The sequence below is a fragment of the Clostridium massiliamazoniense genome (genome assembly GCF_001403635.1).
Classification (GTDB): Bacteria; Bacillota; Clostridia; order Clostridiales; family Clostridiaceae; genus Sarcina; species Sarcina massiliamazoniense.
In genome coordinates this window covers 87,420-100,680 of sequence record NZ_LN879467.1, presented here as the reverse complement: position 1 = coordinate 100,680, position 13,261 = coordinate 87,420, and the positions used below count along the sequence as shown (strand labels likewise).

Here is a 13,261-nt window from a genome sequence, read left to right as displayed (position 1 = left end):
AGATACATCCCTTTTTTATATAACTTTTATTATAAAAGAAATTATAAAACCGATAATTGAAAATATAATAGCAAAAAGTAAAAATACAAAAATTAATATATTATATAACAAAATCACTGAAGTTAAAGTGGCTATATTGATATTAAAAACAGTAACAATAAAGCTTACTATAAAGTTAATTATAAATATAAATACTATTCCATCAAAAGAATTTTTCAAATCTGCTCTACTAAGTGACATATGAGTACTTATTGATATTGCAATAAATAAAAATATCCAAAATTTTAATGAAATAATATTAGATAATTTAAATATGGATAATAATAATAACATAGCATCTTTTAATAAATCTATTAGAAAATTTACTAAGTTAAAATTTTTAGATAAATTCATATAACTTTCTAAGTTAAAATTAGAAATTGTATTATGAAAACTTTCCGGCAATAATATTTTAAAAAATAATATCATTACAAAAGTTCCAAAGATTAATGGACCAATTCCTATAAAAAAGTTTCCGATTCTTTGATAGATATTTTTTTATTATATGAATGAGAAACATGTCCTAATTCATTTCCTTCTATTCTCAAAGAAAAAAGTTTTATATCTGTAACCTTATGAAAAAATAATTTACACATTATATAATGACCTATTTCATGTATGGTTGTCCCTAAAATTCCAGTAATTATAATAGCTTTATTTCCAAACTTAAAGTATAAATTTCTTTCTGTTTGTTGTTCTATTATGCCTAATAGAAAACCTAATACTATAAAAGAACCTACAATACCTACTGTTGATATTATTGTGAACTTAAATAATTCAATCATTGAGCCCTCCTGTTAAATTAATATAGTGCTACTAAAATTGACCCTACTGCTATAAGTATAACACCAAACATTCCTTTTATAGATATGGACTCCTTAAATATTAATATTGATACAATAACTGTAATAACTACAGATAATTTATCTATTGGGGCAACTTGCGTAACTTTCCCATACTTTAATGCAATATTCATAAAAAGCCATGATAAAGCTCCACAAACCCCTGTTAATATTAAAAATAAAAAGTCCTTCTTATAGTTTATTATTTCTGTAGTGAAATTTACAAAGTCTCCTCTAACTACAGAAACTCCTATTAAAAATACAGCCATTATTATAGCTTTTACAGTTGCAGCTAAAGATGGGCTTAAATTATTTATTCCTAATTTAGAAAATATAGTTACAAAGCTTGCAGAAATTGCAGCTAATATAGCATAAAAAAACCATGTCATACCTTTTCCCTCCCATTAAGTTAACATTCCTAACAATTATAATACTATTTACATTTAAATAAAAGATTAATAGTAAAGTTTTACTTTATACAGTATATTTAAAAAGGGACTATCCTAGAAGAAAATTAATATTCTTCTAGGTAGTCCCTTTATTATTATACTTACTATTTAACTTTCCATAATGAAAGAGCTGCTGTAGGTTCCCAACCATTTAGAGATGTATGCCCTTGAATACATTGGTATGTTTTTTCATTAAATTTAACTACATCACCTTTTTTGTAACTTACGTTAGATTTCCAATTAGTTAAAGTATTATCTCTATTACTATTGTCAGAAGTTTCTGATTTCTCTATAGAATCACCATTATTAATTATAGGTGAGCCATTTACTTTTATTTTAGTAGGTTTACTACCTCCTATTCCACCTTGACAAGCTCCCTCAATTGTTATTGTTTCTCCAGCTTTCCATTCTGTATTCCAACTAGAATTAGTAAAGGTATATATATTACCATTAGCACTAAATCCACCGTTCCAATAGCTATTTAGCTTTTTATCAAATTCAAGTTCTACTTTCCAACCTCCAGTTATATCTTTTCCTGTGTTATTTTTTAAAGTCATTTTATAGCTACCACCACTACCCCAATCTTGGGTTACTTCAAAATTAAAATCAAATTTTTCACCATTACTAAGATCTATAACACTTACAACTCTAGTAACAGTTGATATATTTCCAAAACTATCAGCAACTGAATAAGTTAATTTGTATTCTCCCTCTTTATTTATATCTACCTCTCCTAAAACTTTTATCTTACTAGTTAAATCTCCATCTTCCTTATCATTAGCACTTACGCCAGTCATTGGATTAAATTTATCTCCCTTATTTATAGTTATATTTTCTGCACCTATTATAACAGGTTTTCTATCTGTATCTGTTGGAGTGCCACCAAATTCTTTAAATATATTAGTAAATTCATACTGACTATTAACACCTTCATTAGGAGTTAATTGTGCATCTCTATTCATAGACCAGAAGGAAGTCATTGCAAGATTTTTTTCCTTAGCATGATCAACTATTAATTTTGACCATTCTTTAGTGAAAATTGGATGTCCAGCACCTTCATAGCCTATAGATGGAGTAGTTCCAAGAAGAGCATAAGCTTGTTCCGTAGTTAATGTTTTATTAGCAAATTTTTTGTAAGAAGTTTTTAATTGTTCCATTGTACTGTCTACTGCTCTTAAAGATCCAGTACCATAGTTTTCACCCGGTAAAAGAGTTCCACTTCCATAACACATTGTCATTAAATTTACTACTTCAACATCAACACCTTCACTTAAGTATACTTCTAATACATTTAATTGAACATCTGTTAACCCACTTGGTAAAACTGGTAAAGTTAATACAACCTTAACTCCTGTCTTTTCTTGTAATTTTTTTATTACCTTTGCATTTGCCCTGTTATTTTCCTTGTTTTGAGCCCCACCTTCAATATCTAAATCTAATCTAGTTAATCCATATCCTTCAACTATATCTAAATAAGTATTATAAAGAACATCTACATCTTGAGTAGCTGACCAAAAAGGAACACCATTAAGTCCTCCAAAGGAAATAGTAACATCTCCACCTAAATTTCTTAATTCTTTTATTGATTGTTTTATTCCTAAATATTGACTGTCATTTTTTCCATTAGCTTCACTCAATACGGTGTAACCACCCCATCCCCAGTCTATTTTACCGTCAACAACACCTTTTCCCGTTGAATTTATAAATCCTAAATTAAAAAATTTAACACCTGTATCCATAGAAATACGCTCTAAATCTGCAACACCATTATTATTGTAATCTGGTTTATTTACCCATGCTACCATATCTACAAAAGGTGCATTTACTTGCTCTGGCCAAAGAATTCCTTGACCAACACCAAATTTTGATTCAGATTTACTTACTGATATAGCTTCAATACTATTCTCTGTTTTTATGTTAACTTCTTCCGCGTAAGCTGGTGTTATAAGACCAACACTAGATAAAAATACAGTCATTGCTATAATTTTTTTAAACTTCATTAATACCCCTCCAAATTGTAAATAATTACCATAAATGAATTATAACAAAACTTAATCTCTAAGTAAACCTTTACAAAATATTTTTTAATAAAAATTTTATAAAGGTAAATTATTTTTTATTGAATAGGCAATAACTATATTTATAAACTCAATAAAAAATATGCTCCCTTTCATAGACACAGTTTTATTACTTTAACTGCATACTATAAAGAGAGCATATCAATATTGTGATTAATCCTTGATTGCTTAATTCTTTAAAAATTAATTATTTATAGTTATATATTTATTATAACACCATCCTATTGTTCCATTATAATTAACTTTTGTCCAATTTCCTTCTTGAGCTAATATAGTCATAGTTGCTCTATATGGCATTACTTCTATTCCATTTCCTACTGAAGGAGTGCTATTTAACCATAATCCAACTGGTGAAATTACTGTTGCCTTTTGTGACGATGTATTGGCATTATTTAAACCACTTGTATATTTAGCATAAGACCATCCTTTTTGTCCCTTATAACTTACTTCATACCATCCATTATTTTCTCCATAAACATTTACTTTTGTTCCATAAGGGATAACTTGTAGATGTCCACCAGCCATTGATGGTGAATTTAACTCCCATAAGCCTATTGGTGAAGTTATTGTTGTTGTTCCTATTACATTATTTGAAGATTGATTATCATTATTTCCCTTATTATCATTTACTATTTTTGAATAAGGTGAACCACCTATCCATCCTTCTTTGCCATTGTATATAACTTTATACCAACCATTACTTGAAACTGCTACATAAGGCACTACTGTTCCATGTCTTAGTACTGTTATGATTCCATCATTTGGTGCTGGATGTTCATTTAAACATAGTCCATCTGCTGTTACTTCAACTTTACCTATTACTTTTTGATTTATTTGATTTCCTTTAGGTTGTGTTTGAAGTTCCTTAACACCATTAGTATAAGGTCCACCTATCCATCCAGTTTGCCCTTTATATTGAACCTTATACCAACCATTGTTACTTTCAGCAACAACTTTAACTGTAGTTCCTTTTGGTAGTACTGTTATTACCCCATCATTTGGAAATGGTTTTTTATTCATACAAAGATCTGAAGTTGTTGTTGTTACATAATCTCCATTTGTAAATGTTTTTGTTACTGTATAGCTTTTTTCTGAAGATGGTTTAAATGAACTGTAAGGTGAACCACCTATCCATCCAGTATGTCCTTTATAAGTTACTTTATACCAACCGTTATTACTTTCAGCTGTAGCTTGTAACTTTGTTCCATGTGGCACTATTATTATATTTCCATCATTTACAAAAGGATTTTCATTTATCCATAATCCATCACAGTCAACTGTTACCGTTCCATTGACTTCATGTTGAGTAAATGTTCTTGACTGAGGTTGTTTTGGAACAGAAGTGTTAGGTAATATGTTTTTACCATTAGCACTAGTATATTGTGCATCTAACCAACCAATAGTTCCTTCATAATTTACTTTGTACCATCCATTTTGAAATGCTAAAGCTTTTACTGGAGTTCCATTTGGTAATAATACTATATTTCCACTTTCAGCACTTGGTCCATTTGTTAACCATAATCCTATTGGTGAAGTTACTGTTAAATTATCACCTTGTGGCATATCTGTTGGTGCTGCTCCTTTTCCTAAGCTTTCATCTAATCCATCAGTATAGTTTCCATCTATCCAGCCAGTAACTCCATTATAATAAACTTTATACCAAGCTCCATCTTCTGATATAACTGGTACTGTAACACCATTAGGAACATTTCCTATTACATTACTCCAAGTGTTAGGTCCTGCTTGTATGTTTAATGATGATGTTGCTGTGGCAGTTCCTATTGCATTATATCCTCCTTGGTGAACTGGATTGTTTCCTGTTACTGGTCCTGTATATCCTTGTCCATAAGTCCAATAGCATGTTGCTTGGTAATAAGAATTATTTCCATATGTTACAGGACTTTGTCCATTAAGATTTCTGTTTCTATAATAAGGTTCTGTGAAGCTTTCATTACCCATTACATAAGCTATTCCTTTAGCTTTGTCTTCCCATCCCATAAATAAGAATGTATGATATGTTCCTGCAAAACAAATATCCCCTCTTTGTATGAATTGAAAGTTTGTATGTCTTGTCCACCCATTATTAGCTAACCAATTTTCTAAATGTGTTGTATATCCTATATAATAAGGAACATCTTCACCTATAGCTCTTAAAGCTGAAGATTGAAAATAAACACAAGTATCTGTTGGATCTCCACCATGTAATTGAGTTGCTTCATTCATTGCAGCTTGATCATTAGCTGGATTTAATTCATAATTATATAATTCTTGGTTTACTGAAGAGGCAAATCCATTTGGATCAAAACCTGGTATAGCTACAAATTCACCTGTTGACATATCAGGTGCAATTTTAACTGCCTTCAACCCTGTAAATTTCATTCCGTGAACTTCTATAGTTTTATTCTTTAAACTATTTACTTCTTCCTTTGTTAAAGTAGAATTAGAGGTCTTTTTTAAATTAGTTGTATTATTTTTAACTAATAATACATTATTATTAATTTTGGTTTTATTAATATTTAGTTGAGCTCCACCTCTAACTGTAAAAATTGAAGCTCCTGCTATTAATAATATACCTAAGATTTTACCTTTGTTCATATAAATCTACTCCATCCTTTGTTAATTAATCCACATTAATAATACACTTTTTTTGCAAATAAGTATATTTACTAATTACCCATCAATACCCATATATTAAAATTATTTTCCATTTTCTTTATTCTTCTTCACCTTATATATATATATATTCTACTATTATATAACTAAATTTTTTATAAAAATAAGAGTAAGATTTAAATATTTAATAATAAATCTTACTCTTATTTATACATTTTTTTATTTTAGTAATTTAAGAAATTCTACTAAAATAAATTATTATTACATTTTATTAATTAACCCACTGAATAATTTCTTCAATAGATTGTCTCGTTTTTGCTCTTTTTGGCTCGTTTAATCTATATCCAAATGCCACCATACAAGCTATACCAAATTTGCTCTTATCTAAAATACCAGCATCTTCAAGTATTTTTTCTGCTTCATCTCTATTATATCCTTCTATTGGACATAAATCTATTCCTATCATTGCTGCAGATGTCATCATATTTCCCATAGCTATGTATACTTGTTTACATGCCCAATCAAATACACCTCTGTCTGTATCAAACATTTTCGCATCATTTTTTTGGTAATCTTCTATTCTATTTCTTCTAAGTTCAGCTATATCTTGAGGTATTTTATGGGTAACTTTCATCATTTTATCTATATATTCTGAATTATAAGTCATCTCTTCTTTATTTCTAGCAAGTAATATAACATAATGACTAGCAGTTGGAAGTTGCCCTTGAGCTCCCCATGATATAGGCTTTAATTTTTCTCTTAATTCCTTATTTTGTAGAACTACAAATCTCCATGGTTCTAATCCTAATGAGCTTGGAGAAAGTCTACCTGTTTCTAATATAAAATCAAAATCTTCCTTTGATATTTTCTTTTCTGGATCAAATTCTTTGCATGCACATCTAAAGTTAAATGCTTTTAGCACTTCTTCTTTTGTATTTTCTTTATTCATACCTAATCCTCCAATTATTACGCATTTTAAATACTTAATATAATTTATTAAATTAAAGATAATTATTATCCTAATTTTCTCATTCTTCTTGTAAAAAATATTATAGTTCCAAATATTATAACTATAAATATAGTAAAGAAATAATTTCCAAGGCCTAAAGATAGTCCTAAAGCACTTTGTACAATTTTATATTCTATATATAAAAATACTAAAGGAAGTTCTATAGCTAACGCTAACATTAATTGCCCTGAATTTCTATATTGCTTCTCTGCATTCTTTTCAGTTATTTTTATGGGATAATTAAAAAACCTAGGAAATCTACTTATAGATATTAATAGTCCAATTACAACAGAACATATAATGGGCATTATAAATATTGTATTCCTACTTCCCCAAGAATTTGGTTTTCCACTCATAGTAAAGTGAGTAGGTATTGTCATTGGCATTTGTTTTACATTAAGCAATACATATGCCCACATTAAAAGTGTCACAGCTATAGAAATAGTAATCATAATTTTTTCAGTATTATTAAACTTAAGTTTTATAATAGGTCTACCTGTTTTTAAATTACTTTTATTGTTACTATTTTTACTCACAATTATCAGTCCTTTAATTAAATTTTAATAAAAAAATTCACATATTACTAAATATACTATTTTTATGTACATAATACAATGTTATTTTAGGAATAATTTAAAGTTTTAATGATTCGATCTACTCCTAAAAGTGTATTTTCAAATATATTATTTGCATTTTCTAAAAATTCATCGGGATTTAGCATTGCTGGACTAAAATGTGTCAATAATAACTCCTTTACAGTACCTTTTTTTGCGAGAGTTGCTGCTTCACTAAATGTCATATGTTTATTCTTTATAGCTTTATCTATATCCCCATCATCTCCATAGGTACCTTCACAAATAAATAAATCACTTTCACTTATAAAATCAGGAATACTATTTAAAGGTCTACTATCAGTAATAAAACTTAACTTAATTCCCCTTCTTTCATCTCCTAAAACTAAATTAGAATCATAAATTTTATTATCTATAACTACTTTTTCTTCTTTTTGAAGTTTACTCCAAAGTTCCTTAGGAACATTATTAGCAATGGCCTTTTCAACATTAAATTTTCTTAATCTCTTAAAATAGAAGCTATATCCTAAGCATTGGGCAGAATGTTCCAATTCTAAGGTATTAATTGAAATATCATAATTAAGTGAATCAACTAAATCAATATTTTCCTTACCTAATTTTAAATTTATAGTTGAAGGATTTTCTAATACTATTAATTCGTAAGGCAAATATGGACATGCAACTCTTAATCCATTTATAACATCTTTAATTCCTACAGGACCAATTATAATTATAGGTTTCTCTCTTCCACTATTTCCTATAGTAGATAATAAACCTGGCAAACCAATTATATGATCACCATGGCAATGTGTTATAAGTATAATATCTAAAGATTTAAATCCCCAACCTATTTTTCTCATAGCTACTTGAGTTCCTTCACCACAATCTACAAGAATTTTTCGGCCTTTAAAATTTATTAAAAGTGAAGATAAATCTCTATAAGGCATAGGCATTCCACCGCCAGTTCCTAATAAACATATATCTACCAATATATCATCTCCTTTAAAATTAATATAATAATAGTATTTATTTTTATGTAATTAGACTCATTTACGAGTATTTTATTTAAGATAATATTAATATAAAAATAAATTTTTTAATTAAAACTACTTTTAAAGTAAAGAAAGTTCCAATATGTTCTTACTAGAATGTTTTATTATTTACTCTAAAAGCAAAAAAGTATTTCAAAATGTAATTCCATCTTGAAATACTCTATTTTTATGCTAACTAGAATTTGTGCTCCTCTAATTTTCTATACTCTGAAAAGAACTAGACACCTATTCTTATATAATTATTTCTAAAATCTAGATAAAACTTTAACTTTACTCAATTAAATAACTTATTTTTTTAAACAATGCATTTCCTTCATTGCATTTTTTCCCTCTACTAAATAAGCTTGTCCTTTAGAACAAAATATTGATGTTGATGTATAATTAATATCAGCATCTTTATTATAAGCAATATTATCTATAATCTCCTCTTCATTATGACAAAAATCATATCCATCAAAAACTAAGCTTAAAGCTCCTTTTCCTTTTGTAAATGATTGAAATTCTAATGCATAATTCATAAATGTGGCTACAGGTCCTCTTCCCTCAATGGTAACTCTCTCTCCATTGTTTTTTGGTTCTAAAAATTCACCTTTCATTTTCTGGATATCTGAAATCACTCTTCCCATCAAATTCATATTAACATCAATTTTAAACTTATAAAAAGGTTCTAAAAGTTTATTGTCCATATTTTCCAACCCTTGTCTTAAAGCTCTTTTTGTTGCTTCCCTAAAATCCCCTCCACTTGTATGCTTATTATGCGCTCTACCTGTTAATAAAGTTATTTCTAAATCTGTTACTGGAGCCCCTGTTAAAATACCATTATGTTCACATTCATATATATGTGTTTTTATTAGGTTTTGATGTCCTACAGTCAAATGATCTGCATGACACTTATTTATAAATTTAATTCCTCTACCTCTTTCCCCTTCTTTTATTTTCATTATTACCTCTGCATAATGACCTAAAGGCTCAAAATGTCCACAGCCCATAGTTTCTCCTAAAGCAGTTTCTTTATATAAAATAGTTGGGGTACCAAAAATTATGTCTACCTTAAATCTCTCTTTTAATATCTCTTTAAGAACTTCTAATTGAACGGCTCCCATTATACTAATGTTTATTTCTTTTGCTTCCTCATTCCAAGTTACACCTAAACTCTTATCCTCTGATTCTAAAATTTTAAAATATTTTAAAATTTCTCTTGGATTTATTTTATCATTAAAAATAACTTTTGACTTTAAAGTTGGAACCATTTTATATTCCTTATTACTTTCAATGCCAATTCCATCTCCAGCCTCTAAACTACTAATTCCTAAAACAGCTACAATATCACCTGCCACAGATTTTTCTAGGACATCAAATTTATTTCCATTATAAAGTCTTATTGAGTTTATTTTTTCTTCTATGAAGCTATCGCCCTGACTATAGCTAATTATATCTTTTGGCTTTATCTCTCCTGTTAATACTTTTATGAATGTTAATCTTTCCCCCTTTTCATCATATTTTATTTTAAATACTTTCCCTGTAAAATTACTTTTTTCATTATAATTACTTTCTGTTATTTCAGAGAATATATCTAAAAATTCTTTAATTCCCTTATCCAATAAAGCTGCTCCTGAAAAAATAGGAAATATCTTTTCTTTTTTAAATAATTTTATTAAACTTTTATTCCATAAATCTTTAGAATATCCTTCCTCCAAATAGGTAACTAACAAGTCCTCATCACATTGAGCTAACTCTTCAATATTAGAATCATTCCATTTTTCTAAGTTAAATTCATTGCTTAAGCATATTATATTTTCACTTAACTTTAATTTAATTTCCTCTATTATCTTTTCAAAGTCGCTTCCCTCTCTATCCATCTTATTTACAAAAATACATGTTGGAATTTTATTTTTTCTTAATATTTCCCAAATTGTTTCACTATGTCCTTGAATTCCTTCTACAGAACTTATTATTAAAATTGCATAATCCAATACAGAAATAGCTCTCTCCATTTCTGGCGAAAAATCTATATGTCCTGGTGTATCTATTAAATAATATTTTTTATTGTTATAATTAAAAATCCCAATATCAGAAAATACAGTTATTCCTCTATCTTTCTCTATATAATGATTATCTAAATAAGAATTCTTATGATCAACTCTCCCTGGATTTCTTATTGCATCTCCATGATAAAGTAATTGCTCTGAAAAAGTAGTTTTTCCAGCATCTACATGGGCAAATACTCCAACTGTTATATTCATAATTAATCTCCTCTTTTATTTATACATAAAATAAATTTTCATCTTATAATTTCCATTAAATTTTATATATAGTTTTAACACTATCTAAATTAAATGGAAGTTTATAATTAAATATTATCAAAAAACATAATTAATTACAAAAATTCTCTAACTCTATATTTCAATATAATTATTATAAATTATAAGTTTTTACTTACTGAGTCTTTTCTAGTTAAACTAAAAATATCCCAGTTTGAAATTCTCATTGACTATTTTCCAACTGGGATTATACTTAATTAATCTATTGCTATATATTTTGAATTACTTTATTTTTAATTCCAAATAAGATACTTATTTTCTTTGGTACTTTATCTAACAACTCTTTATCTATGCCATCAATACATAACATTATATTTATATAAACCAAAGCACCTAGATATATTATTATAACCATTGCAAGAAGGTTACCTATATATACTCCAAGTATAGATTTTAATGTCCCTAAAATTAACAACTTTGAGCCAATAACTACTACTCCCATTATAATTGCTCCTATAGCAGGCTTAATCCAAGCTTTTCTTAATATTCCATTACTCTTTATATGCTTTTCTATAATCTTCATATTCATTATAACCATAGTTAAATTAGCTAAAAGTAAGCCTATTACAGCTCCATAAATATTAAATATACCTATTGGTATAAAAATAAAATCACATATAATTTTTATTATTACCCCTATAAATGATGTAAAAACACCTTCTTTTACTTTCCCTAAGCTATTCATCATAGTATTAGTTAAATAGTATACTGATAAAAATACAAATACTGATGAGCCATATTTCATAATAGGTGCTGCCCCTATTCTATTGGGTCCAAAAATAGCAGTGAAAATTTCTTCACTTAAAATTGACATTCCAACTGCTGCTGGTAAAGCTATTAAAAATCCTAAATTTATTAATCTACTTATTGAATTTTTAAGTAGATTCTTATTTTTAGAAGCATTTTCTTTAGATATAAGTGGTAAAATATATATGGATAGAGATGTTATTATTATCATTGGTGTATTTATTATTTGCATATATTTATTAAAATGTCCATACATTATAGTTGCAGCCTTATGGTCAAGACCACTTTTCATTAACCCACTTGTTATTAAGTTAATATCAACTAAATTATTTCCTGCATAAATAAATGCCGTTGATAATATTAAAGGTACTGAATATCTAACTATATATTTAAAGATATAATTGTTTGAATTCTTTCTTTTTTTAGTCTTTCTTTTAGTTCTAATTTCTTTTCTATAAGCAAATTTCAAGTATACCAAAGCTCCCAAAGCTCCTATGGTAGTTCCTAAAGCTCCCCCTGCTACACCATATTCAATTCCAAAACCCATAAGCAAATAAGAAAACATAACACTAAATATTACATTTAAAACCTGTTCTAATAATTGAGAAATTCCTATAGCATTTAACTTTGTTCTTCCTTGAAAATAGGCTCTATATGCACTTATAAGTGCTGTGAAAAATATACTAGGACAAAGAACTAATATTGCTAAATATGATTTGCTACTATTAACAAATTTTGAAGCTGGAACTGCAAACAAAAATAACAATATAGTCATCGTTATCCCCATAAGCAATGATATATTTCTTCCTATTTTAAAAGAAGCTGATGCGTCTCGCTCATGCCCTGTTGCACTATACTCTGCCATTAATTTAGGTATAGCTGTAGAAACCCCTGCTATAGTTATCATATATATAAATACATAAACATTATAGGCCGATGCATAAATCCCATACCCAAAATCACCTATAGTTAAAGTTAATAAGGGTATGTATATAAGAGACAGTACCTTAGAACATATATTTGTAAAAGTTAAAATTATAATCCCTTTTGAAGAATTCATTTCTCCCCCACCTTCCACTATTTGTATTTATATATAAATATATCATTTTATTTTATTTTTTCCATATACTTCGTACTTTACATCATTCTAAACCGAACGAATCTACTTCCTTTATAATCTAACAATCCTCTTGTTTCTTCATCAATCATGGTATATTCCCTAAAATTAACTTGATATTCTATGCTATTACCATCATCTAGCTTGAAGGTTATAAAATAAGTACCATTAACGGAATCTTTTCTTTTTATTTTTGCTATAGCAAATACTGTTTTTATGGGTTGTTTATTATTATAGCTCCATCTAGTCACAGCTAACATAAACTCTATCATAACAAAACAAATAACTATTAAAAATATAATAGTAAATATAACACTTACAGCTGAAAAGTTATTCCCAGCTAAAAAAAGTAAAAGTTTCATAGCCGTTACCCCTTTTTTACTATAAGTATATTAAAAAAAATTGGTTTTGATACACTATTT

11 protein-coding genes are annotated in these 13,261 nt (G+C 27.8%); all 11 read right to left on the bottom strand.

What is annotated here, in order from left to right:
• Window positions 1–15: 15 nt before the first annotated feature.
• Window positions 16–468 carry a hypothetical protein gene (locus ARA19_RS17065; RefSeq protein WP_084764235.1) on the bottom strand — a complete coding sequence of 151 codons (453 nt, stop codon included), beginning with the start codon at window positions 466–468 and terminating at the stop codon, window positions 16–18.
• 32 nt (window positions 469–500) lie between these two features.
• The gene (locus ARA19_RS17060; RefSeq protein ID WP_084764233.1) at window positions 501–824 is read right to left on the bottom strand and encodes a zinc metalloprotease; all 324 of its coding nucleotides are present in this window, start codon (window positions 822–824) and stop codon (window positions 501–503) included.
• A gap of 17 nt (window positions 825–841) precedes the next feature.
• The gene (locus ARA19_RS04415) at window positions 842–1,270 is read right to left on the bottom strand and encodes an EamA family transporter (RefSeq protein WP_055069757.1); all 429 of its coding nucleotides are present in this window, start codon (window positions 1,268–1,270) and stop codon (window positions 842–844) included.
• Window positions 1,271–1,434: 164 nt separating this feature from the next.
• On the bottom strand, window positions 1,435–3,330 hold the full coding sequence (locus ARA19_RS04410; protein ID WP_055069756.1) for an immunoglobulin-like domain-containing protein: 1,896 nt from the start codon (window positions 3,328–3,330) through the stop codon (window positions 1,435–1,437).
• Between the two features lie 261 nt (window positions 3,331–3,591).
• Complete coding sequence (locus ARA19_RS04405) at window positions 3,592–6,003, bottom strand: SH3 domain-containing protein (protein ID WP_055069755.1); 2,412 nt, start codon at window positions 6,001–6,003, stop codon at window positions 3,592–3,594.
• A gap of 289 nt (window positions 6,004–6,292) precedes the next feature.
• On the bottom strand, window positions 6,293–6,970 hold the full coding sequence (locus ARA19_RS04400; RefSeq protein ID WP_055069754.1) for an NAD(P)H-dependent oxidoreductase: 678 nt from the start codon (window positions 6,968–6,970) through the stop codon (window positions 6,293–6,295).
• Between the two features lie 65 nt (window positions 6,971–7,035).
• Window positions 7,036–7,566, bottom strand: a complete 531-nt coding sequence (locus ARA19_RS04395; protein WP_055069753.1) for a DUF1648 domain-containing protein — start codon at window positions 7,564–7,566, stop codon at window positions 7,036–7,038.
• 86 nt (window positions 7,567–7,652) lie between these two features.
• Entirely contained in the window at window positions 7,653–8,591 is a 939-nt protein-coding gene (locus ARA19_RS04390) for a ribonuclease Z (RefSeq protein WP_055069752.1), read from the bottom strand.
• Between the two features lie 350 nt (window positions 8,592–8,941).
• Complete coding sequence (locus tag ARA19_RS04385; RefSeq protein WP_055069751.1) at window positions 8,942–10,897, bottom strand: elongation factor G; 1,956 nt, start codon at window positions 10,895–10,897, stop codon at window positions 8,942–8,944.
• 286 nt (window positions 10,898–11,183) lie between these two features.
• On the bottom strand, window positions 11,184–12,782 hold the full coding sequence (locus tag ARA19_RS04380; RefSeq protein WP_055069750.1) for a putative polysaccharide biosynthesis protein: 1,599 nt from the start codon (window positions 12,780–12,782) through the stop codon (window positions 11,184–11,186).
• Between the two features lie 77 nt (window positions 12,783–12,859).
• On the bottom strand, window positions 12,860–13,201 hold the full coding sequence (locus ARA19_RS04375) for a DUF2500 domain-containing protein (protein WP_055069749.1): 342 nt from the start codon (window positions 13,199–13,201) through the stop codon (window positions 12,860–12,862).
• Window positions 13,202–13,261: the final 60 nt, after the last annotated feature.

Coding starts and splice junctions, on each gene's coding strand:
- ARA19_RS17065 (WP_084764235.1), bottom strand. CDS start 468: ATGATATTATTTTTTAAAATATTATTGCCGGAAAGTTTTCATAATACA.
- ARA19_RS17060 (WP_084764233.1), bottom strand. CDS start 824: ATGATTGAATTATTTAAGTTCACAATAATATCAACAGTAGGTATTGTA.
- ARA19_RS04415 (WP_055069757.1), bottom strand. CDS start 1,270: ATGACATGGTTTTTTTATGCTATATTAGCTGCAATTTCTGCAAGCTTT.
- ARA19_RS04410 (WP_055069756.1), bottom strand. CDS start 3,330: ATGAAGTTTAAAAAAATTATAGCAATGACTGTATTTTTATCTAGTGTT.
- ARA19_RS04405 (WP_055069755.1), bottom strand. CDS start 6,003: ATGAACAAAGGTAAAATCTTAGGTATATTATTAATAGCAGGAGCTTCA.
- ARA19_RS04400 (WP_055069754.1), bottom strand. CDS start 6,970: ATGAATAAAGAAAATACAAAAGAAGAAGTGCTAAAAGCATTTAACTTT.
- ARA19_RS04385 (WP_055069751.1), bottom strand. CDS start 10,897: ATGAATATAACAGTTGGAGTATTTGCCCATGTAGATGCTGGAAAAACT.
- ARA19_RS04380 (WP_055069750.1), bottom strand. CDS start 12,782: ATGAATTCTTCAAAAGGGATTATAATTTTAACTTTTACAAATATATGT.
- ARA19_RS04375 (WP_055069749.1), bottom strand. CDS start 13,201: ATGAAACTTTTACTTTTTTTAGCTGGGAATAACTTTTCAGCTGTAAGT.